This is a genomic window from Xanthomonas vasicola (genome assembly GCF_000772705.2).
Taxonomy (GTDB): domain Bacteria; phylum Pseudomonadota; class Gammaproteobacteria; order Xanthomonadales; family Xanthomonadaceae; genus Xanthomonas; species Xanthomonas vasicola.
Genome location: NZ_JSBW02000047.1, coordinates 140462 through 161610 on the forward strand (window position 1 = coordinate 140462; position 21149 = coordinate 161610).

The following is a 21149-nucleotide window of genomic DNA, read 5'->3' on the forward strand; positions in this document are numbered from 1 at the left end:
CGCGTCCACGAGGGGGCATGCGTTGAGTTTTGTTGAGGCTTGCATGCAGGTGGGATTGCAGATCGCGGCGCGTCGCAGGGGGTGTTTGCGGGTCTTGCGTGCAGCGAGCGATGACGATCATGCGTCGCGATGTTGTTGTGGATGCATGTGCGCCGCACGCGATGTCTCGGCGCGCGTCTGCCGACGAGTACGTGTAGCTATCGTCGACTAGTGGCAGGGGGCAGCCTGCATCGGCCGTTGGTGCGGACTGATGAGTGATGAATGAGACACCGCCGGAAAAACCGAGCGCCCAAAAAGATGGGCGACGATCTTTCGATCGCCGCCCTTTTTTTACAGCGATTGCGCAGTTACCAAATCACAACCTGCTTGTCGCCCTGACGCACCATCGGGTCGCCCGCCTTGCACGAGAACGCAGCGGCGAATGCCGGCATGTTCGACGGTGCACCGATGGCGCGGAAGTTCGCCGGTGCGTGCGGGTCGGTCTTCAGGCGCACCACCAGCTCTTCCGGGGTGAAGTTACGGCGCCACACCGTGGCCCAGTTGAGGAAGAAGCGCTGGTCGCGGGTGATGCCGTCTGTCTTGGGGTCGTCCTTGCCGGCAGTGGCGGTCTTCATGGCGTCGTAGGCGGTGTTGAGGCCACCCAGGTCGGCGATGTTCTCGCCCAGCGTCAGGTCGCCCTTGACCTTGTCGCCAGCTGGCGTGCGGTAGCCGTCGAACTGCGCCACCAGCTTGCCGGTGCGTGCCTTGAACGCGTCCAGATCCTTCTGCGTCCACCAACCCGGGTCAGGGATGAAGTTGCCATCGGCACCGAAGCGGCTGCCCTGGTCGTCGTACCCGTGGGTCATTTCGTGGCCGATCACTGCACCAATGCCGCCGTAGTTCATTTCCTCCGGCGCATTCGGGTCGAAGAACGGCGGCTGCAGGATTGCAGCCGGGAACACGATCTCGTTCTGCAGCGGGTTGTAGTACGCGTTGACCGTCTGTGGGCTCATGCCCCATTCGGTCTTGTCCACCGGCTTGCCGATCTTGGACAGGTTCCACTTGTAGTTGAACTCCTGCGCGGCCATCACGTTGCCCAGGTAGCTGTCGCGGCCCGTGCTCAGGCCGTTCCACTCACGCCACTTTTCCGGGTAGCCGATCTTGGGCGTGAAGCTTTCCCACTTGGCGATGGCCTTGGTCTTGGTCTCCGGGCTCATCCAGTCCAGCTTTTCGATGCGGGCCTTCAGCGCGGTGCGCAGGTTGGTCACCAAGGTTTCCATCTTGGCCTTGGAATCGGCCGGGAAGGCGACCTTGACGTACATCTGGCCGAGCGCTTCGCCAGCCTGACCATTGATGGTGGCCAGCACGCGCTTCCAACGCGGCTTGATTTCCTTCTGGCCGCGCATGGTCTTGTTGTAGAAGGCGAAGCTCTCATCGACGAACGGCTGGCTCAGGAACGGCGAAGCACCATCGACGGTGTGGAAGCGCAGGTACGCGCGCCAGATCGCCGGGTCGGTGTCGGCGATCATCTTGCTCACTTCCTGGTGAAAAGCCGGGATCGCCAGCGAGAACATCTCTGGCGTGGCCACGCCTTGGGACTTGAAGAACTCGGTCCACGACCAGTTCGGGGTCAGCTTGTCGGCATCGGCCGGCGAGATCGGGTTATAGGCCAGCGACGCATCGCGCGACATCTGGGTGCTGGTCTTGGAGACCTTGGCCAGACGGGTTTCGAAGTCCACGACTTGCTTGGCCTGCTTGGCGGCATCGGCCGCAGCCACGCCGGACAGTTCCAGCACCTTGGCGACGTGCGCCTGGTATGCCTCCAGCTTGGCCTTGTTGGCCGCGCTGGTGTAGTACTCCGGGTCCGGCAGGCCCAGGCCGCCCTGCATGGCATAGGCGATGTTCTGGCTGGACTTCTTGAAGTCCGCCTCGGCGCCGAAGCTGAAAAGCACGTTATTGCCCTTGGCTGCGCTGGTGCGCAGATAGTCGACCAGCTTGGCCTGGTCGCTGATGGCGTCGATGGCGGCCAGTTCCGGCTTCAGCGGCTCGATGCCCTGCGCGTTGATCTTGGCTTCGTCCATGCCGGTCGACCACAGGTCGCCGACGATTTTCTCCACACCCGTGGCCTTGCTGTCGGCGGCGGCTTGTTCCACCAACTGCCGCTGGATCGCATTGGAGCGTTCGTCGAGCATCTCGAATGCGCCCCAGCTGGTGCGGTCGCTCGGCACCGGGTTGGCGGCCAGGAACTTGGCATTGGCGTAGGCGTTCAGATCGGTACAGGCGTTGCTGTTGGGGTCCAGGTCGGCCGCGGTGAACTGATTCACTGCCGGCAGCTTGCTCTGGTCAAGGGTCAGCGTCGTGGGGGCCGCCGGGGTGGTGGCCGCAGTGTCGCCCGCCGGGGACGCGGGTGCGGCCTCTTCGGACTTCTTGCAACCGCTCAGGGCGGTGGCCACGGCCAGGGTCAGCGTCAATAAATGAGGTGTACGAATCACAAAGGACTCCAGAAGCATCAATGGGAGGCCCCGTCACCAGGGCCGTGGCCGGCACTCTACGCCTCGCCAGCCGGATGGCATGGTGTCGAAGGTCATGGGTGCGGCGTGTGCAGGGGCGGGCGGCCGGTGTCGTTACCGCGGACGGCCAGACGATCCGCGCCCGCGCGGTCGTGGCCAACGTCAATCCGAAACTGTTGTATCAGCGCCTCATGCGGCGTGACGTGCCTGCGCAACGCGCGCGCGGATTGCGCATTACCGCTGCGATCGGGCACGTTTCGCATGAATGTCGCACTCTCGTGCCTGCCGGACTTCACCGCGTTACCCGGCAGTGGCGATCATCTGACTGCCGGCATCATCCTGGCACCGAGCCTGGACTATATGGATCGCGCCTGGCACGACGCGCGCGCGTTCGGATGGTCGCGTGCGCCGGTGGTCGAACTGCTTATTCCCAGCACTCTGGACGACACCCTTGCGCCGCCGGGTCAGCATGTCGCCAGCCTGTTCTGCCAGCACGTAGCGCCGCAACTGCCCGACGGCAGGCAGTGGGATGATCACCGCGACGAGGTGGCCGATCTGATGATCGCCACCGTAGAGCGCTATGCGCCTGGGTTTGCGGCATCGGTCCTGGGCCGGCAGATTCTGAGCCTGCTCGATCTTGAACGTCTCTTCGGCCTGGTCGGCGGCGATATCTTCCACGGTGCGCTCAGCCTCAATCAACTGTTTAGCGCACGTCTGCCGCTGGGCAGGGCGCCTATCGCGGTGCAGTGCTGGGGCTGTATGCGCGGGTCGGGGAAACATCCCGGCGGCGGCGTGGCTGGTGCGCCTGGGCATAATGCGGCGCGGGTGATTTTCCGCGGCTGATCCGGGCCGCGACACATCCGCAAAAAAAGCCCCGGACGAGCCGGGGCTTTGTGCGTCGTTGAGTGATGTATCGAAGACAAGTCCGCCTTCGATACCTAGGCGATCAAAAGTCGTACGACGCAGTCAGGCGCATGTAGCGCGGCTGGTTGTAGCTCCACGCTTCGGTGCCAAGCCCATAGGTGTTGGACACGGTGCGGCGAGTGACTTCGTTGGTGCTGGAAATGCGATTGACCGAACGATCATTCAGTACATTGAATACATTCAGCGAAAACGCCAGTTTGTGGTCGGCGAATCCTGGGCGATAGGTGACGCCTAGGTCGAGATTTTTGATCCATGGAGTCTCGCCAGCGCCGCCCGCAGAAACAGGTTGTCCATAGCAATAGTGGTAGGCAGACCCATAGCCCACCGGGTCGTAGTCCACCGCTGCCGCATTAGGGCCCTCGTAATAACCCAGGCACGACTTCGGTGTGCCTGACATGACGCGTACCGTTGCCGACGCTAGCCACTCAGGCGTGAACTGGTAGGCGCCAAATGCCTTCAACTGATGACGACGATCGTTGGCCAGGTTGCCGCCCGCGTAGTACATCAATTGTGCCGCATCCCAATCCTGTGTCTTGGAGATGTCGGCTTGCCCAAGATCCGACTTCACTTGTCCTTCGGTATTTCCGTAGAGATGCGACCAGGTGTAGTCGACGCGGCCATACCATTTTTCGTCGAAAGGATGCTCGATAAACAGATCCACAGCGACGTAGTTACGCTTGGCCTTGTCCGTAAAGCCCCAATCAGACTGCGACATACGCAGTTGGGTATAGCCAGAGCCATCAATGTTGGCAAGGTTGTAGGTATTGGTTTCGCCAGGGTTGAACATCACGCAGCCAGGAATAGTCACGCTGCTCGGGTCGCCGCCAGCCGCCTCGAGCGTATCGGACATGCGTCCTGGATCGCAGACATCATCGATCGCGGTCTGCAACTTGCGGTAGGTAACTTTGGCGCCCGAATTCCACTTCTCGCCGAGCGTCTTTTCGAAGCCGACCAGGAACTCGTCTTGATACTGCGACTTCAGATCGCTTGGGGCGAACGAGTTCGGATCCGGTGCCTCACCATATTCTCCGTTGGAAGAAACAGGGCCCGGGCCGAGTGCCGCCAGGCCGGTTGGCTCACCGTTTGCGTCGATCCCCGAGTAACTAAAGTACTCATTGGTATACGTCGAAGCGGATGCTCCGCGGATTGCCACCTGATTCGGCAACGCCAAGTAGTAACGGCCGACGTTGGCAAATACCTTGAAAGAAGAGTCGCCAAAAACGTCCCAGCTAACGCCCAGGCGCGGAGCCCACTGATCACCACTGTCCACGTAAGCCACGTGGTCGCTGTTGTAGTTGGTGAACTTGTCGTTGCGGATGCCCAAGGTCAGCAGCCAGTTGTCGTTGACCTGCCAACGGTCTTCGAGGTAGTAGGCCTTTTGTTCGACCGACATGCTGGTGACCGTGGTAAAGACACGGCGGTTCACGAAGTAGCCCTGACCGCCCGATGGACCAACACCGAGAGCGCCATTGATTGCTTGGGTGGGATCGTCCTGCTTGCCATAGATCCAGCGATAGCCCGGACCGCTGGTGAACACGCCTTCGTCGTAGGCGTTAAAGTACATGTTGTCCACACCCGCGGTCAGGTCGTGGTTGCCCAGGCGATAGTTCAACTCCAGTCGTAGATTGCGGCTCTTATTGATGGGGTCGCCTGCCTTGACCGTGGTCGTGGCCTGATCATTGATGATGCGCCTGCCACCCGTAATCGTCGGATCTTGCAGATTCGAACTGGCGATATTGGGCAACGACGACGCCCCGGGGTTCCACTGTTGATTGTGCTGCGTGTCGCGGCCCCAGGTCGCATTAAAGGTCAGGTCGTCGGTGAGGTAGCTGGTGAACTTCAGGATATCGACGCTGTCCTTCAGCTTGTAGGTGTCAGTAAACAGTCCGGATGGACCCTGATCCGTGTACGTCGAATAATCGTAATTGCTGTAGACGCCGGAACGGCGATCGGTGTTTTCGATCCGTGTGTATTCAAAGATATTGCTATCGTTGATGTTCCAGTCCAGCTTGCCGTAAAACTTGGGCGAGCTATTGTCGTAGTGGTTGCGGCCTTGATTGCCTGCCGCCGTGGCAGTGTTTGTGGTCGCTCCGTCGACCTTGTCGGACTCGCCCGCGACGAACAAGAACAGCCGATCTTCGATCAGCGGACCGCCAGCGTATGCGCTGTACACCGTTCTGCTCTGTACATCGTCTTTACCGCGGCGGTAGATAGTGCCGGGCAAGGTATCGTCCTCATACCCATAATTTTCGGGCAGCGTACTGTTCGGGTACCACGCATCGCCGCGTGAGCTGGCGAGTGACTTCGGTTCCCACACCGCTTGCGCGCCGAAGTGCCACTCATTGGTGCCACGTTTACCGACCTGGCTGATCACGCCGCCGGTGGAACGGCCGTACTTGGCGCTGTAGCAACCCGTATAGGTTTCCTGCTGGTCGATGGCACCGTAGGGAAGACTCAAGCCCCCAAGATTATTGAAGGGATTAGTGACGTTGACGCCGTTGATGTAATAAGCGTTTTCCGTGACACCTGCGCCGCCAAAGGAGATCGTGGAGCGCGAGCCATTGTTGAACGCACCGCTTCCGGATATGGCACCCGGCGCAAGTAACGCAATCGCTTCAGCACTACGGCCCAGCGGCAAGGTGGCCAACTGTTCGGAGGTGATCACCGAACGCGAGCTGGTGGAGCTGACATCGATCTTCGGTGCATTGGCGGCGGTGACAGTGATGGCACCGAGCGTGGTTGCATCGGCAGTGCTGCCCGCAGCACCTGCGCCAGCGAAGGACACTTCCGTGCCCGAGCCGACGCGCAACTGTACGTTCTTGCGGGTATCGACGACCTGGTCGCCGCGCTTCAAGGTGACGGTGTAGGCGCCCACCGGCAGCGAGCCGAGGGTGTAGCGGCCATTGGCATCGACGGTGATAGTGCGGCTGAGGCCGGTGTCGCTCTGCACGACAATCGTGCTGCCCGCTTCGGATGGGGCGCTGCCGTAGATGCTGCCGGTGGTGCTTTGCGCGTAGACCGCGCCGTTGGTTAGGCAAGCACCGAGCACGACGGCGAGGGCGGTGCGTTTGAGGACTTGGCGACGAAACTGATTGCTCATTCCTGACCTTTTCACCTGAAGTTCGGATAAGGGGCGGTCATCGGGGAGTCAGATGGCCTTAACCCGAACGTAATGAATGCTTGCTATTCAGTGCAAGCATTTGAAACGATTTGTTAATGAAATAACCTAAATCCGCATCGAAAGTGAGGAATCCTGCACAAAATGTCGTCGCACAACACACCTAGGGAGACGAGCTCGAGCAGTGCCGCAAGTTAACAGTTACATTTGATACATATTGCGGTGTGTCGCAAGCTAACTCGGCCGTTATTGAATTGTTTCAGGCGGCTAGCGAATCCCCAGGGTCTGCCAAACCCACAAAAAAAGCCCCGACCAGCGGGGCTTTTTTTCGATGCGCATTAAACCATCAGAATCTCACTGTGGTGCCCAGATAGAAGAACCGGCCCACGTTGTCGTACAGCGCAGATGTGAAATCCGAGCCGAAGTAGTTGCGCGGCGGGTCCTTATCGAAGGCGTTGTCGATGCCCAGATAGACGTCGATCTTCGAGCCGGGGAACCGATAGCCGAACTGGAAGTTGTGATAGACATACGAACCGTTCTTGATCGGGCTGGCCGAGCCCGGGTTGCTGTTGTAGCTCTCCGGGGTCACGCGCAGGTTGCCGTCCACGTAGTTCATGTCCCACGATGCGCGCCATTCGTTCCAGTTGTATTTGGTCTGGAACTGCGCGCGCCAGCGCGGGTCGGTCACGTAGGTCACGTACTCGTCATATTCCTGCGGGAAATCCTGGAATACCCACTCGCGCGACTGGATCAGGCGGGTGCCGACAAAGCGCAGCACTGTATTGCCTTCGCCGATCTGGAAGCGGTAGTCCATTTCCAGGTCCACGCCGACACGACGCGACCGGGCGAGGTTCTCGTTGAGCGCCTGCCAACCGGTGATGCTGTGTTCCGGATAGATGCGGCCCTGCGGGTCGGTAAAGCCGCCCAGCGGTGCGCGCTGCACAAAACCGCAAAAGTTGTTGCCGATACCACCGGGGTTATCCACGCAACGGGTGGCATTGGTTTCGGCCGTCACGGTGCCGATAGCATCGCGCAAGTCGATACGCCAATAGTCGATCGACATGCCGAACCCTTCGAAAAACTCCGGCTGCCACACCAGGCCATACGACAGGCTGCGCGCGCGCTCCGGTTTGAGATCGGGGTTGCCACCGCTCACGCCGGGGCGCGTGGCGGTGTAGGTGTCGATCCAGCGCACCGGAATGCCCAACGCACTGCAATTGGCCTGACGCAGTGCCACGTCGCCGGCAGTGCCGGGGCGGTTTGTATTGGTGGGCAGGTAATTGCAGGGGTCGTTGATGGTGGCGAAGTTTTCGCTCTGCGAGTCGTACAGCTCGCCGATACTGGGCGCACGCACCGCTTGCGCCAGGGTGCCGCGCAAACGCAGCGACGGGATGATGGTCCAGTCCAGACCAATGTTCCAGGTCTTGGTCGAGCCGATGCTGCTGTAGTCCGAATAGCGGCCCGCAACGTCCAGTGCCAAGCGATCCACGCCCGGCAGACCGGCCAGCAACGGGATGGTGCTTTCGACGAACGCTTCCCTGACGTTGTACTCGCCGCCGCTGTTCGGGATGGCGTTGAGGAAGGTCACGCCCGATGCGGCCAACGGGTCGGTGACTTCCTCGCTCTGTTCCTTGCGGTATTCCACGCCGCCAGCGATGCCGATGTCGCCGGCCGGCAACGATAGCAAATTGCTGTTAGCCACTGAGGCGCTGAACACGGTCTGCTGGATCTTGGCCTGTGAGCGCGCAGTGGTGTTGAACCACGCAGCCGCTTCCGGGGTGACCGCACCATTGCCGAACACGCTGAAAGGCACGCAGCCGTCACGTGCCAGCGCCGAATACACGCGGCCGGTGTTGGGGTTCACCGAAGTCGGATCCAGCGTGGTGCGGCAGACGATGTTGCCGCTGGCATCGCGTGCGGCGTCGATGCCGGCCTGCCAACGTTCGTTGATGCGGTTGTTGAGGTTGAGGCGGTCCACTGTGGTCTTGCCGTAATTGGCAGACACCTCGTAGGTCCAGTTGTCGGTGAAGTTGCCTTCGGCACCGAGCACGGCGCGGTAGGTCTTGCGCTCGATGTTTTCGCCGCGGCGGCCGGCATCGACGTTGAAGCGGTTCATCAGAATCTGCGTTGCACCGCGCGAATCCATCAAGGCGCCGAGCTCGGGACTCACGTACGGGTTCTGGCGGCGCACGCGCAGCGAGCTGTCGAATGCGGGCTGGCCGAAGAATTCCGAATCGGTTTCGCTGTACTTGCCTTCGAAGAACAGGCGATGGTTTTCGCTGATCTCGAAGTTGATCATCGTGTTGACGCTTTTACGATCGAAGCCGGGTTGCAGATCGGCCACGGCATTGAGGTCGACGAAATCGCAATCCACGCACGAAGTGTTGCTCGCCACGGTGCCGTTGTAACGGTTGCGACGAAAGCTGCCATCGTCATTGAACAGATAGCGGTTGCCGTAGCTGGCCGGGTTACGGAAATCGAACGTGCCCAGATTGAAGGTGCCGCCGTAGGACGTCGAATGGTTGCCGCCGGGGCCGCTGAGCACATTTTGCGGGTTGCTTTCGCTCGGCGGGCGGGTGGAGTCAAACGCGGGATTGGGCACACTCACCAGATACTCGCGGCCGATGGCGCGGTTGCCGCGACCGAAGCGGTCTTGCTTGCTGTATTCGCCGGACACCGCAATGTTGCCGCGGCCGCCGGCGAAATCGGTGCCGGCAGAAAAGCTGGCGAACGAGCGGTTGTAATTGCCTTCGTCGGCCAGGCCGGTCTGCGCGCGGGTTTCGAAACCGGTGAACGATTTCTTGAGAATGAAATTGACCACGCCGGCCACGGCGTCCGCGCCGTAGACCGCAGACGCGCCGCCGGTGATGACTTCCACGCGCTCGACCCATTCCACCGGAATGGTGTTGACGTCTACCGCGGTCGAGCCCGGGCTGGAGCCCACGTGGCGACGCCCGTTGACCAGCACCAATGTGCGGTCCACGCCCATGCCGCGCAGGTCGAGCAGACCCAGGCCGGCGGTACCGATAAAGCGGGTGGAGTTGCCCAGCGTGTAGCTCGGCGCCAGCGCCGGCATACGCGCCATCAGGTCGCTGATGGTGGTCGCGCCGGTGGCGCGGATTTCTTCGGCACTGATGGCGGTTACTGGCGAAGGCGTGACAAAGCCGGTACGCGCGATGCGCGAGCCGGTGACGGTGACCTTGTCCAGATCGGTCGTATCGGGTGCGACCCCGTTTTCTGACTGGGCGGCGGCATGGCCGGCAGATACGGCCAATACGCCGAAGAGTGCGCTGCTAAGGCGGTGGCGACGGATGCGTTGCGAGGTACGGCTCGACATGATTTCGCAGATTCCTTGCTGAGATTCGATTGGCACAGCTGTGCTCGCTGAGCGCTGGCTGAACAGTATTTCGAACGTAACAATTATTTAATCTTGTGTCCATATTTGCGAAATGTGTCACGACGTGGCGCATGCTAATCGCGCGGGCGTGGGCTGGAGTTGCCGAACAGACCAGCTGTTTTCGGCCGAGCCAGTACACTGCGCCCCTCTTTTGATGTCGCGCCGGGCGCTGCTTGCGTCGCGCGCGCGTTGGCACACTACAAGTCGAGTAAGCGATGAAAACGATGGTTGAAATTGGGTACGTGACGGCAGTCGCGCTTACACGGGCGTCCCACCCATGACGGGCGAACGCAGAGTTGCCGCGCACGCGGTGCAGGGCGCATTGGCGCCGCATCCGCGCATCCGCAACGTAATTGCGGTGGGGTCGGGCAAGGGTGGCGTGGGCAAGTCCACCACTGCGGTGAATCTGGCGCTGGCGCTGCGTCAGCTGGGGGCGCGCGTCGGCGTGCTGGATGCCGATATCTATGGCCCCAGCGTGCCGGCGATGCTCGGCCTGAGCGGGCGGCCGGACAGCCCGGACAACAAGTCGATCGAACCGCTGCGTGCGTTCGGGATCGAGGCGATGTCGATCGGCCTGTTGGTCGATCAAGACACCCCGATGATCTGGCGCGGGCCGATGGCGACGTCCGCGCTGACTCAGCTGTTCAATGACACGCTGTGGGATGACTTGGATTATTTACTGATCGACCTGCCGCCGGGCACCGGCGACATCCAGCTGACCTTGTCGCAGAAGATCCCGGTGGCCGGTGCGGTGATCGTCACCACGCCGCAGGACATCGCCACGCTGGATGCGCGCAAGGCCTTGAAAATGTTCGAAAAGGTCGAGGTCCCGGTGCTCGGTATCGTCGAAAACATGGCGGTGCATACCTGCAGCAACTGCGGCCACCGCGAGCATTTGTTCGGCGAAGGCGGCGGCGAGCGCATGGCTGTGCAGTACGGCGTGCCGTTGCTGGGGTCGTTGCCGTTGGAAATCGCGATCCGCGAGCAGGGTGATGCGGGTCAGCCGATTGTGGTAGCCGCGCCAGCGTCGGCCGCAGCCCAGGCCTACCTGGCGGCGGCCACGCGGCTTGCCGAGGAGCTGGGCAAGCGCCCGCGCGCCAGCATCCCGATTTCGGCGTCGCTGCTTTAGAGCAGCTAAGCAAGCGGCTGCGCTCACCGCCAGGGGCGCGCGGGGCCGGTGCTCGGAATCCGCATTTGCCACTCGTAGACTGCGGTTCCTCCACGCCGTCCTCACCCGCCTGGCGATTGCTCGCTACGTTCTGTTAGCCGCTCTTGGAACACCGGCCGGCCGTCGATGCCGGTCGCTTGCTAGAATTCGCCGTCTTCGCGCGGGCCGCTCGGCCCGCCGCCTTCTGTCTTCAAGGAACACCGCATGAGCATCAAGAGCGACCGCTGGATCAAGCGCATGGCCGAACAGCGAGCGATGATCGAGCCGTTCGAACCCGGCCAGATCAAGCACGACGCTGCCGGGCAGCGCATTGTCAGTTTCGGCACGTCCAGCTATGGGTACGACGTGCGTTGCTCGCGCGAGTTCAAGATCTTCACCAACATCAACTCGACGATTGTCGATCCGAAGCACTTCGACCCGGGCAGCTTTGTCGATATCGAATCGGATGTCTGCATCATTCCGCCGAACAGCTTTGCACTGGCGCGCACGGTGGAATATTTCCGCATCCCGCGCGATACGCTGGTGGTGTGTCTGGGCAAGAGCACCTACGCGCGCTGCGGCATCATCGTCAATGTGACCCCGCTGGAACCGGAGTGGGAAGGTCACGTGACGCTGGAATTCAGCAACACCACGCCGCTGCCGGCCCGCATCTACGCCAACGAAGGCGTGGCGCAGATGCTGTTCTTCCAGTCCGACGAAGTATGCGAGACCTCGTACAAGGACCGTGGTGGCAAGTACCAGGGCCAGACCGGCGTGACTTTGCCGCGCACGTAAAGCAGCTATCAACACTACTGCTCAGTGGCCATGTGTGTGCGGCCGGTGCCCGGTGCGGCATGTATCACTCGTACGCTGTGGTTTCTCCGCGCCGTCCACGCCCACCTGACGACTGCTCGCTACGTTTATTAGCCGCCCTTGAAGAAGGATCCGCAGTGCCTTCAGCAGGTCGCGGCAACCTTCTCGCGGTAGCGCAGCAATTGACGCACGCCCGCGGCAATGAGGAACACCGGCCACCAGGTGGCGATCAGATTGCCCACATCCATATGGGCCAGGCCCAGATTGTCCAGCAGGAACAGCGCGCCCAGGACGATCAGGAACAGGGAGGGGATCAGACGGTAGTTCATGGCGATGTCCTCGTTGGGTGTGAGGCCATGCTGCGCCGGATGCGCCCGCCGATCAGGTGCCGGAAGTCAACAATCGCAGATGACAAACGTCATGTTGGTAGTGGCACGCGGCGCGACGAGCGTTTGCGGAGGCGTGGGCGCTGCCGCGTGTGATTGACCGCTACCAACGCGATAGCCGACGCAGCCTGGTCGCAGACCCAAAGTTTTGAAGCGCAATCGACAGCGCACCAGGCTTCGCCCGGACCCTCATCCGCCCCTTCGGGACACCTTCTCCCCATCAAGGCAACCGAGGCCCGATGGGAGGAGGGAACTGCGGTGAGCGACAGACTGCCGGCTCTACTCAGGACAAGAGCTAAATCCATATCTGCAGCAACGGATGCGTACGCGCATCGCTGAAGCACTAGAGCATCTGCCCGACGGGAAGCATGGATACGAGATCGGCCATTGAGTGAAATGCCACGAATGCAATAGCAACAGCGCGATCAAGCGCAGCGCCTCCCCTCAACGCGCAAGCGCCACTCCCGCCCAGCCGCTGGAATATCGGCAGTGCCAGCAGCCCGCCCTAACCAATCCCCTATCCCAACTCCCCAATCCCAGTCCCACCTACTTGCCGCGCCCGAACAGCATGCCGATCCCGCAAGCTACCAGCGCGGCGGGCCACCAGGTAGCGATCAAGCGACCAATACTCAGATTGGTCCAGCCCAGGTTGTTTGCCAGGAACAGCAGGCCGACGAGGATCAGGATCAGCGCGGCGACGACATTGGATTTCATGCGGGAGACTGGTTGAAAGACAGGCGCCTATCGTAGCCGTTGCGCCCACGCTGCGACATGCTGCTGCAACGCCTCGTGCACAAAACGCTGCGCACTGCCGCTGCCCCAGACGGGTCCAGGCCACGCGGCATCGCCGGGGTGACGGCCGACCACATGCACGTGCAGCTGCCGCACGATGTTGCCCAGCGCGCCGATATTGAGCTTGCTCACCGCAGGTTGGGTGTGCAGCAACTGCGAAAGCTGGTTGATTTCGGCCAGCAACAAGCGCTGCTGGCCGCCATCCAGATCGATCCACTCACTGACATCGGCCACCCGCGGCACCAACACCAGCCACGGGAAGCGTGCGTCATCCATCAGCCGCACCTGCGACAGCGGCCCGTCGGCGACGAACACGCTGTCCGCCGCCAGGCGCGGGTCGAGTTGGAAATCGCCCGCAGGCATGCCTGGCGCGGTGTCGCTCATCCCAGATGCGCCGCGAAGAAACCCAGGGTGCGCTCCAGTGCGCGCTCGGCACTGTCGGCGTCGTAATGGGTCGGGTCGATGCTGCGGTTGAAGGCGTGCCCGGTCGGGTACACGAAGGTTTCCATCTGCGGCAGCTTCTCGCGGTGGGCCTGGATCGCCTCGGGCGGGATGCTGGCATCGCGCTCGCCGAAGTGGAACATCACCGGTGCCTTGGGGGTTTCGTCCAGCAGCTGGGTGTTGCGGCCGCCGTAATAGCTCACTGAAGGCAGCCCCAGGCGGATCGCCGATAGCAGTGCGACCGAACCGCCCCAGCAGTAGCCCACCGTGCCGACCTTGCCGGCGCGGGTCAGCAGGGTGGCGGCGGATTTTACCACCGCCACGGCGCGCTCCAGGCCCACCGCATTGGCCAGCGCCAGGCCGCGCTGGACGCTTTCCTGATCGTACGGCAGCTGCACGTCTTTCTCTTCCAGGTCGAAGAAGGCCGGTGCCAGCACTTCGTAGCCGCGCGCGGCGTAATCGTCGGCCACCGCGCGGATGTGTTCGTTGACGCCGAAGATCTCTTGAATCACCACCAGGCCGCCGCGCGGGCTGGAAGCAGGTGTGGCGTGCCAGGCGGCAACCTGGCCGTCGGGGGTGTCGAGCGTGGTCCAGTGACCCATGGAAACTCCTGCTGCAGTACGGGGAGGCGCGCATTATCGACTGGATTGGCGGCGCCGAAGGTGAGGGTTCCGCTAAGGTGACCTCGCTTGCGCGGGCATGCGGCTCGGAGCGCTGCCCACGCACCGCTATAATCGGGCCGCTCAGGCCCCAGGCCGCTCCGTTCCCCAGGCTCCTGCTTCCATGTCCCAGCTGAACCCCAAAGTCGGCTTCGTCAGCCTTGGCTGCCCGAAGGCGCTCGTCGATTCCGAACGCATCCTCACCCAGCTGCGCGTGGAGGGCTACGACATCGTGCCCAGCTACGACGCTGCCGATGTGGTGGTGGTCAACACCTGCGGCTTCATCGATTCGGCGGTGACCGAGTCGCTGGATGCAATTGGCGAGGCGATGAATGCCAACGGCAAGGTCATCGTCACCGGCTGCCTGGGCAAGCGCCCGGAGCAAATTCGCGAAGCGTATCCGCAGGTGCTGGCGGTATCGGGTCCGCAGGACTACCAGAGCGTGATGGAGGCGGTGCACGCCGCCTTGCCGCCGCGTCACGACCCGTTCGTGGATCTGGTGCCGGACTACGGCATCAAGCTGACCCCGCGCCATTACGCGTATCTTAAAATTTCCGAAGGCTGCAATCACCGTTGCAGCTTTTGCATCATTCCGTCGATGCGTGGCGATCTGGTCTCGCGTCCGGTGGATGAAGTATTGCGCGAGGCCGAACGGCTGGTGCGCGGTGGCGTCAAGGAATTGCTGGTGGTGTCGCAGGACACCTCTGCCTACGGCGTAGACCTGAAATATGCCGAGCGTCCGTGGCGTGACCGCATGTATCAAACCCGCATGAAGGCGCTGTGCGAAGGTTTGTCGGAGTTGGGCGTGTGGACGCGCCTGCATTACGTGTATCCATATCCGCACGTGGATGATGTGATTCCGCTGATGGCCGAAGGCAAGCTGTTGCCGTATCTGGACATCCCGTTCCAGCACGCCAGCCCGCGCATTCTCAAGCTGATGAAGCGCCCGGGTGCAGTGGAAAAGACCCTGGAGCGCGTGCAACGCTGGAAGGCGATGTGCCCGGAGATCACCGTGCGCTCGACCTTCATCGTCGGCTTCCCCGGCGAGACCGATGCCGAGTTCGAATCCTTGCTCGATTTTTTGGATCAGGCGCAGCTGGACCGCGTCGGTGCGTTCGCGTATTCGCCGGTCGATGGCGCCGGCGCCAACGCCTTGCCGGACCCGGTGCCGGAGGAAGTGAAGCAGGAGCGCCTGGCACGCTTCATGGCCAAGCAGGCAGAAATTTCTGCGTTGCGGCTGGAAGCAAAAATCGGCAGCGTGCAGCAGTGCTTGGTGGATCTGATCGAAGACGACATCGCGGTGGCGCGCTCACGTGCCGATGCGCCGGAGATCGATGGTTTGGTGCATATCCAGAACGGCGGCGAGCTCGGGCTGAAGGTGGGCGATCTGGTCGACGTGGAAATCACCGACAGCGATGAGCACGATCTGTTTGGCGATGCACTGCCGGTAAAGAGCAATCGCGGGATTGAACTTGCGGTGATCAGCTAGCGCAAGGTTGCGTAGAATAGCTCGTACATGACTCTCATTGCGAGTTCGGCGTCTTCGCGACCCAGGGCGCGCGGATGTTTTTTTCGGCTATAAGTCGGCTTCCAAGAGTATGCTCTTGATCGTAGGCTTCTTTTCGATGCGCATAGGCATTTCTTCTTTCAACCAGTAGGCATAGATTTTTCAGCAAGTTCTGGCTTAAAACTAAATTGGGTATTTGGTGTTTTCTCATCTCTTCAATGATTATTCCCAGTGTTGGCTTCTTCAGTGAGCGGCCTGCAGCCTTCAGCTCATCTGCCAAAGTCATCTCAATATAAGCAGATGCCGTTAAAACTGCTGCAATGTCCAGGCTAAGTTTGAAGCACTTCTTTGCTTCCTGGAGAAGAGTGGGTGATTCGATATCATTACTCGAAAAGGCTACGGAATACTGCTCAAGCGCACCCAGCCATTTGATGCGCTCAGCGCGATCAGGTCTTGATTCAATGTCAGCTCTTTCCAGTGCGTCTAGTAGGTTGAGGTTCATGCGTTTCAAGCCTCGTAATGGACGGACATCACCACAAACGTGTGCTTGCCTGCCGGCAATTGCGCATCGAATTCGTCGTCCACGCGCTTTTTCAGCAGTGCGCGCGCCAGGGGCGAATCGATGCTGATCCAGCCGCGTCCGGCATCGGTTTCGTCCGGGCCGACGATGCGGTAGCGCAGCAACTCGCCGCTGTCGGCATCTTCCAGTTCCACCTGCGCGCCGAAGAACACCGCATTCGGGTCGGTGGGCGCGGTATCCACCACGCGTAGCGCTTCCAGGCGCTTGCTCAGATAACGCACACGGCGGTCGATCTCGCCGAGCTGCTTCTTGCGATAGGTGTATTCCGCATTTTCCGAGCGGTCGCCTTCCGCGGCCGCCGCCGCCAGTGCGCGGACCACCTCGGGCCGGCGCACGCGCCATAGGTCTTCCAGCTCGGCCTTGAGGCGGGCGTGGCCTTCGGGCGTGATCAGCGCGGTGCTTTTTTCGGCAGGTGGGCGCCAACGGCTCATGGGGCAGGGCAGGTTCGAACGACGGGGCCGCGATGCTAGCGCGCATAGCGTGCTTGCGCATCTGCCGCCGCACAGCGAAGCTTTGCGCCATTCTCGGACACGGACGTCGTCATGCTGATCATGCCGCTGCACAAACCCTGCTCGCGCCAAAATATTCCCTGGGTGACGCTGCTGCTGGTGCTGATCAATGTGGTCGTCTACCTGGGCTACCAGCGCAAGGACGATGGCCTGGTCGAGAGTGCCGTGCACTATTACGTGCAATCCGGGTTGGGCGCGCTGGAGGCCGATGCGCATATCCGTGACCTGCAGCAGACCGCTGACGCCAAGCAGCGCGCGGCGCGCCAGGCAAAACTGGACAGCGTGGCTAAACCGCAGCGCCTCGCCTAGCTGGCGCACCTGACGATGCACGATGGCGCCTTCGAACAAGCGCTGCGCAGCGGCAGCTTGTTCAAGGACGACGAGCATCTGCACGAATGGCGCGCGTTGCGTGCGCCTTACGGCACGTGGCTGTCCAAAATCTTCACGCTACGCCATCTGCAGCGCAGTTCCGAATGGTCGCCAGCGCGCATGCTGACCGCCACGTTCCTGCATGGCAGCTTCGATCATTTGTTGGGAAACATGCTGTTTTTGCTGGCGTTAGGCACCTTGCTGGAAGGTGCGATCGGCAGTGGCTGGTTCCTGCTGCTGTATTTACTCGGCGGATTCGGTCCCATCGCCGACTTGATGGGCGCGTTTTGCGTGGTCTGGGGACGACGCAAGGTACGCTTTTTCTACTGGTTTTTCGTCGTCTTCAACTACGCGCGCGGCCCGCCGATCCTGCTGTTGCCCCTGTGGCTGGGCTGGGAGTTGTACAGCCTGGCATCCAGCGACAACGGCGCAGTCGCCTTCGGAGCGCATGCAGGCGGCCTAGTCAGCGGTGCATTGCTGGGCGCATTGCTGGTGCTGTTGCGGCGAACCCGGCCGGCATTTATGGAAGAGGGCGACGCGCTCGCGGTGGATGATCGCTGGGAGTGTGCGCAGTGGCATCTGGGCCGGATGGAAGACGCCGAGGCCGAATATTTGCTGGCGGAGCTGGCCAGCGAGCAGCCGCACAATCTAGACGTTGCGCTTGCGCGTTATCGCGCAGCGCGTCATGCAGGACGCGGACAGGACAGCCTGCGCCATGCCGGACGTTGCTGACACTGCAGACGCACAACGCGCAACACAGGCGTATCCAGCTGGCGGTCGCCGACGAACTCAGCAAGGCCAAGATGGCCTATGGTCTCCCGGCGCGCAGGGCTTTGATCGCTGCGCGCATACGCAACGGACTGCTCGCCGATGCCGAGCGCTTGTTGAAAGAAGGCGAGCTGAGTGCGCCACGCGACGCATTGGCGCACAGTGACTTGTGCTTGCTCTACGTCATGGCGAGCTACAGGCAGTCGAGCAGCGCACGCGGCTGTTAGGTATGGTCGCGGAGCAGTTTCCCGAACAAGGTCAGGCCACCAAGGCAGGTTTCCTGCTCGACGATGGGTGAGCCGTCTCAGCTTGCTTGGCGTGCTGCGACCAACATTCACCGCCAGCGATAGTTTGTCGATAACGGAACGGATGATCTGTGGCCTGCAAGCACATCCATGCAGGTTTTTGTGCGGCATCCATGCCGTCTAAAGCGCCTCGGCGGCGAGCGGGCCAGGACCAGTCCAGTTGGCTGGCACTGCTGCGCGCAGTCTCGATGAGAGCTGTTTGATCAGATCCCTCAAAGGGTTCGGCAGCCGCTCAAGCCGGTTGAATTGGCACCGCTTTCAGTGCTGCATCCAGTTTCGCGCGCAACGCGTCGTTGTCGCACTGATCGATTGCGTTATGCAGAACACCGCGCGCCTCGTCGTCGCGACCGAAGCGCTCGGCCAGCAGCAAGCCGGCGTCCAGCGACCAGGCCGGCAGCATTGGGTCGCGCGGCCATGCAGCGATAGCGGCCAGCAGGCCGTCGGTTGCGAGTTGGAACTGCCCGGCCATCTTTGCGCGCTCGGCCAGCACGTTGGCTTGTTCGGGCGTCAGCGGTGTAAATGTGGGGTCGAGGTCCAGCGCCGCGCGCTGCAGTGCAAGCGCACGCCGCTCCTGCTTTTCCTGCAGCAGGCCGTTGATGTATTGGCGCGTGTGCTCGCGTAACTCGTCGTTGCGGTGATGCTGCCGGAGCAGGCGCTGATACAGCTCGTGCACTGCCAGACTCACCGCGCGCGAACGCACCGCACCGCGCAGGGCCTGGAAGGCTTCGTCGGAGTGGCCGTCGCGTACGTACTGTTCTGCTTCGTCGAGCAGGCGCTGATCCGGGTCGCTGCGTTCGTGCGCGGCTCCGCTGCTAGGCTCGTATCCAAGCTCCTCGTGGTACTGGTAGACCAGATACCCCAGCAGGTGAAAGCTGGCGAACAGGGACCAGATCGAGGTCATCACCACCGTCGCTTCGCGCACGAGTGGGGGCAGATATTTCATGGCGAAGAATACCGCTGCCGTACCGCTGCCCTGGATGACATAGAGCAGGCCATAAGCGGCCAAATACGGCCAGCCGATCCGCAGCGCCATGTCGATCGAGACGAGCGGATTGAGTGCGCGGCGCAGGCTGCCGTCGATGGCAAGCGAGATCAGCATGCCCGGCAGCAACAACATGGTTCCCAGATAGGCAACGGTCAACCCGAACCGGCCCCCGATTGCGGCAGCCATGCCGATCACGATGCCCAGCGCAACGGCCAGCAGGATCAAGCGAAGCACTGCGCTGTCGAAACTGTTGTACCCCAGTCGTGGCGCGTCGGTTTCGCCATCGGCGGTGTAGCGCAGAATGTCGAACGCATAGGTGTAGGTCGCCATACCCAGCACGCCGGCAATCACCAGTTTCACGATGCCCGGCAGCACCAATAACGCGCTACATAACGTCAGCGCGATCAGCGCATACAGCGCGGAGCCACGCAGCGGATACGTGGCGATGGAGGGAATGCGGGTCCAGAACGGCGCAGGCGCAGCTTGCGCGGCCACTTTGCGTGCGCGAAAACGGTCTTCCATGACGCTCCCCAAGCCTGTGATGTGAAGGAATTGTGCGGGCGCGCGTGTCGCTGCGCAATTGGGACGTGTGAGTTCCGCCAGCGGGGCGGGTGGCGGGATGATTGTTGGCAGCAACCTTGCGGCACCTGCCGCTGCCGCTGCAGAGCCAGAACCAGAACCAGAGCTAGAACCAGAACCAGAACCAGAGCCAGAACCAGAGCCAGAACCAGAACCAGAACCAGAGCCAGAACCAGAGCCAGAACCAGAGCCAGAACCAGAGCCAGAACCAGAGCCAGAACCAGAGCCAGAGCCAGAACCAGAACCGAGTCAACGCCGGGTTGCCCCATGCCGTGCAGGCAGCTGCAATCACAGATTCAGCACGGTGGTGTGCCTATCACGCGATGCCTAATCAGCCTGAAAAATACCAGCGTCCCGTGTGTCATCGGGTTACCAAACCAAGCTGTGCCGTGCCCACGTAAACTTCCGCCTTGGATACGGTGTTGGCAAGTACCGACAATGGAACGCTTCTCTCAATAGTCGTGTTGAGCGACTCCATCTTCAGCGCCGCCGTACGGTAAGTCAGTCGTTATTTCCACAATGAGCTTTGCTTGGATCTCACCCCCACCGGCAACCCGCAGGTTCGTCTTCGTAACATCGCGACAAGGTCGGCGACGGCGGTGGGCTCGAAGAAGACGGCGAAGACATCGAAGTATTGGAGTTATCACTCGACACTGCGCTGGCAATGATCTCCACGGGCGAGATCGCCGACGCCAAGACCATCATGCTGCTGCAGTACGCCAAGTTGCATGGTGTGCTGGAGTGAGGTGCGCCCAGTCCACTCTGCCCAATATAGGTAAGTAGGCAAACGCGCAACGCGCGTATGCCCGGGTAATCCCCCCGCTTTTAGCGGTCGCCAAAAGTGGAGCTATGCGGTCATCGCCAATTTCATCGCTGGGGTGATGCCGCCCAGCGCCATGTTGGGGCGCTCGTGGTTGTACGTCCATAGCCAGCGTGTGGCCTCGTCCTGAACCTGCTCGATGGTGTCGAACAACGTTGTGGCCAGCCAGGCATAGCGGACGGTACGGTTGTAGCGCTCGACGTAAGCATTCTGCTGTGGTTTGCCCGGCTGGATGTGGTCGATCCGAATGCCGCGCTGCTGTGCCCAGGCTAGCAGCGCGCCACTGATGTACTCCGGGCCGTTGTCACAGCGAATCACGCGCGGCTTGCCGCGCCACTCGATGATCTGATCCAACGAGCGGATCACCCGGGCCGATGGCAACGACAGGTCGACCTCGATCCCCAGACCCTCGCGATTGAAGTCGTCGAGCACGTTAAACAACCGGAAGCTGCGACCATCGGCCAACTGGTCGTGCATGAAGTCCATCGACCAGAACTGGTTGATCGTCTCCGGCACCGCCAACGGCTCTGGCCGCTCGCGCACCAGCCGCCTCTTCGCGTG

16 protein-coding genes, 2 other RNA genes and 3 pseudogenes are annotated in these 21149 nt (G+C 61.6%); 9 read left to right on the forward strand and 12 right to left on the reverse strand.

The window, feature by feature from the left end; genetic code table 11:
* Nucleotides 1-347: 347 nt before the first annotated feature.
* Entirely contained in the window at nucleotides 348-2489 is a 2142-nt protein-coding gene (locus NX05_RS13040) for a M13 family metallopeptidase (protein WP_052239576.1), read from the reverse strand.
* Nucleotides 2490-2497: 8 nt separating this feature from the next.
* On the opposite strand from NX05_RS13040, the pseudogene NX05_RS13045 reads away from it, so the two are divergent.
* Nucleotides 2498-3332 (forward strand): annotated as a pseudogene (locus NX05_RS13045) (phytoene desaturase family protein); the annotation flags it as partial.
* A 103-nt stretch (nucleotides 3333-3435) separates the two neighbouring features.
* Here NX05_RS13045 and NX05_RS13050 read toward each other — a convergent pair.
* Nucleotides 3436-6513 carry a TonB-dependent receptor gene (locus NX05_RS13050; RefSeq protein WP_039436883.1) on the reverse strand — a complete coding sequence of 1026 codons (3078 nt, stop codon included), beginning with the start codon at nucleotides 6511-6513 and terminating at the stop codon, nucleotides 3436-3438.
* A gap of 364 nt (nucleotides 6514-6877) precedes the next feature.
* Nucleotides 6878-9868 carry a TonB-dependent receptor plug domain-containing protein gene (locus NX05_RS13055; RefSeq protein ID WP_039436885.1) on the reverse strand — a complete coding sequence of 997 codons (2991 nt, stop codon included), beginning with the start codon at nucleotides 9866-9868 and terminating at the stop codon, nucleotides 6878-6880.
* A 337-nt stretch (nucleotides 9869-10205) separates the two neighbouring features.
* Between NX05_RS13055 and apbC the strand changes: the two genes are divergently transcribed.
* The 4 genes from apbC to NX05_RS22580 all read left to right on the forward strand — a co-directional run bounded on the left by apbC (nucleotide 10206) and on the right by NX05_RS22580 (nucleotide 12004).
* Nucleotides 10206-11057, forward strand: a complete 852-nt coding sequence (gene apbC / locus NX05_RS13060; RefSeq protein WP_010366728.1) for an iron-sulfur cluster carrier protein ApbC — start codon at nucleotides 10206-10208, stop codon at nucleotides 11055-11057.
* Between the two features lie 63 nt (nucleotides 11058-11120).
* Nucleotides 11121-11196, forward strand: a non-coding RNA gene (locus NX05_RS22575) — sX9 sRNA.
* A gap of 104 nt (nucleotides 11197-11300) precedes the next feature.
* The gene (dcd, locus tag NX05_RS13065) at nucleotides 11301-11870 is read left to right on the forward strand and encodes a dCTP deaminase (protein ID WP_039436887.1); all 570 of its coding nucleotides are present in this window, start codon (nucleotides 11301-11303) and stop codon (nucleotides 11868-11870) included.
* A 59-nt stretch (nucleotides 11871-11929) separates the two neighbouring features.
* A non-coding RNA gene (locus tag NX05_RS22580) (sX9 sRNA) lies at nucleotides 11930-12004 on the forward strand.
* 27 nt (nucleotides 12005-12031) lie between these two features.
* On the opposite strand, the gene NX05_RS13070 is transcribed toward NX05_RS22580, so the two are convergent.
* The 4 genes from NX05_RS13070 to NX05_RS13080 all read right to left on the reverse strand — a co-directional run bounded on the left by NX05_RS13070 (nucleotide 12032) and on the right by NX05_RS13080 (nucleotide 14109).
* Nucleotides 12032-12217, reverse strand: coding sequence for a LiaI-LiaF-like domain-containing protein (locus tag NX05_RS13070; RefSeq protein WP_010366726.1), 186 nt, complete (start codon nucleotides 12215-12217; stop codon nucleotides 12032-12034).
* 603 nt (nucleotides 12218-12820) lie between these two features.
* Nucleotides 12821-12988, reverse strand: coding sequence for a LiaI-LiaF-like domain-containing protein (locus NX05_RS24450; protein WP_008577498.1), 168 nt, complete (start codon nucleotides 12986-12988; stop codon nucleotides 12821-12823).
* Nucleotides 12989-13015: 27 nt separating this feature from the next.
* A complete protein-coding gene (locus NX05_RS13075) occupies nucleotides 13016-13450 on the reverse strand; it encodes an HIT domain-containing protein (RefSeq protein WP_039436889.1) in 435 nt (144 codons plus the stop codon).
* Nucleotides 13447-14109 carry a dienelactone hydrolase family protein gene (locus NX05_RS13080; RefSeq protein WP_010366714.1) on the reverse strand — a complete coding sequence of 221 codons (663 nt, stop codon included), beginning with the start codon at nucleotides 14107-14109 and terminating at the stop codon, nucleotides 13447-13449. Before NX05_RS13080 ends, NX05_RS13075 begins: the two co-directional genes overlap by 4 nt.
* Nucleotides 14110-14290: 181 nt before the next feature.
* Between NX05_RS13080 and rimO the strand changes: the two genes are divergently transcribed.
* Nucleotides 14291-15655 carry a 30S ribosomal protein S12 methylthiotransferase RimO gene (rimO, locus tag NX05_RS13085; RefSeq protein WP_010379399.1) on the forward strand — a complete coding sequence of 455 codons (1365 nt, stop codon included), beginning with the start codon at nucleotides 14291-14293 and terminating at the stop codon, nucleotides 15653-15655.
* Between the two features lie 34 nt (nucleotides 15656-15689).
* Here the strand turns inward: rimO and NX05_RS22585 are convergent, their stop codons facing one another.
* The gene (locus tag NX05_RS22585; protein ID WP_230597661.1) at nucleotides 15690-16175 is read right to left on the reverse strand and encodes a hypothetical protein; all 486 of its coding nucleotides are present in this window, start codon (nucleotides 16173-16175) and stop codon (nucleotides 15690-15692) included.
* Between the two features lie 5 nt (nucleotides 16176-16180).
* Nucleotides 16181-16684 carry a transcription elongation factor GreB gene (greB, locus tag NX05_RS13090; RefSeq protein ID WP_010366707.1) on the reverse strand — a complete coding sequence of 168 codons (504 nt, stop codon included), beginning with the start codon at nucleotides 16682-16684 and terminating at the stop codon, nucleotides 16181-16183.
* Nucleotides 16685-16795: 111 nt separating this feature from the next.
* Between greB and NX05_RS24940 the strand changes: the two genes are divergently transcribed.
* Both NX05_RS24940 and NX05_RS13100 read left to right on the forward strand, forming a co-directional pair.
* Complete coding sequence (locus tag NX05_RS24940; protein ID WP_010366705.1) at nucleotides 16796-17071, forward strand: hypothetical protein; 276 nt, start codon at nucleotides 16796-16798, stop codon at nucleotides 17069-17071.
* A 15-nt stretch (nucleotides 17072-17086) separates the two neighbouring features.
* A pseudogene (locus tag NX05_RS13100) lies at nucleotides 17087-18197 on the forward strand (rhomboid family intramembrane serine protease).
* 239 nt (nucleotides 18198-18436) lie between these two features.
* Here the strand turns inward: NX05_RS13100 and NX05_RS13105 are convergent.
* Both NX05_RS13105 and NX05_RS24210 read right to left on the reverse strand, forming a co-directional pair.
* Nucleotides 18437-19711 carry a DUF4013 domain-containing protein gene (locus NX05_RS13105; protein ID WP_039436899.1) on the reverse strand — a complete coding sequence of 425 codons (1275 nt, stop codon included), beginning with the start codon at nucleotides 19709-19711 and terminating at the stop codon, nucleotides 18437-18439.
* Nucleotides 19712-19874: 163 nt separating this feature from the next.
* On the reverse strand, nucleotides 19875-20021 hold the full coding sequence (locus tag NX05_RS24210; protein ID WP_173568305.1) for a hypothetical protein: 147 nt from the start codon (nucleotides 20019-20021) through the stop codon (nucleotides 19875-19877).
* 327 nt (nucleotides 20022-20348) lie between these two features.
* Between NX05_RS24210 and NX05_RS22600 the strand changes: the two are divergent.
* Nucleotides 20349-20513: pseudogene (locus tag NX05_RS22600) on the forward strand (GDP-mannose pyrophosphatase); the annotation flags it as partial.
* Between the two features lie 102 nt (nucleotides 20514-20615).
* On the opposite strand, the gene NX05_RS13115 reads toward NX05_RS22600, so the two are convergent.
* On the reverse strand, nucleotides 20616-21149 hold a 534-nt coding region (locus tag NX05_RS13115; RefSeq protein ID WP_053012861.1), incomplete at its 5' end, for an IS3 family transposase.